The organism is Citrobacter sp. wls706 (genome assembly GCF_005281305.1).
Classification (GTDB): domain Bacteria; phylum Pseudomonadota; class Gammaproteobacteria; order Enterobacterales; family Enterobacteriaceae; genus Citrobacter; species Citrobacter werkmanii.
Map to the genome: position 1 here is coordinate 1 of NZ_SZXG01000001.1, position 842 is coordinate 842.

General features: G+C 36.7%; 1 protein-coding gene. It reads right to left on the bottom strand.

Translation table 11 applies throughout. The annotated features are described in order from the left end of the window. On the bottom strand, window positions 1–842 hold an 842-nt coding region (locus tag FDW92_RS00005), incomplete at both ends, for an IS3-like element IS981 family transposase (protein ID WP_170976155.1).

Genomic DNA, 842 nt, shown 5'->3' on the forward strand with positions numbered 1-842 from the left:
AGCACTTACCTTTTCAAATTGATTAGGTGTAAGATACCCTAAACTTTGATGGATTCGTTTTGAATTATAAAAGGCTTCGATGTACCAGAAAATACTCTGATAGGCTTCTTCAAAGTTCTTATATTTAAATTGATACACCCACTCTCTTTTTAAATGTCCATGCCAAGATTCAAGACTGGCATTATGATAAGGGTATCCCCTTCGACTGAAAGAGTGAGTCATCCCATAATACTTAAGCAACTCTTCATACTCTAGACTCGTATACTGGCTTCCTTGGTCAGAATGAAGAATAACAGCTTCTGGATAGTCTTGTGATTTAATGGCCTTATTTAAAGTTCTTTGCACTAATTCTACAGTCATTCGCTTGCCCAAATCCCAAGCAATGACTTTTTTAGTATAACGATCCATAATGGTTGAGAGATAAGCCCATCCTTGTTGAGTAGGAATATAAGTAATGTCGGTTGACCAAACCTTATTCTTCTTTGTAGGTTCAGTCTGTATGAGATTTTTTCGATTGATGTGATCACTTAGTGAGTATCCAGGCTTAAATTTCTTAATGACTACAGACTTGAGTTGAAGTTGCTTCATTAGCTTCTGTACCAGTTTTAACCCGACTTTTTCCCCTTGTTTAAGTAGAAGATGATGAATTTTAGGAGCACCATAGATTCCTCGGTTAGCATTGAAGAGTTGAGAAATTTTGAGTGACAGGTATTGTCTCCTTAATTGAGTTTTAGATGGATGTCGGTTAATCCGTTCATAATAACTTGATTCAGGAACATCAAGGAGTTGACAGCTTAGTCTGACATTGAGTGCTAAAGTTTGTATGGTTTGAGCCATATCCG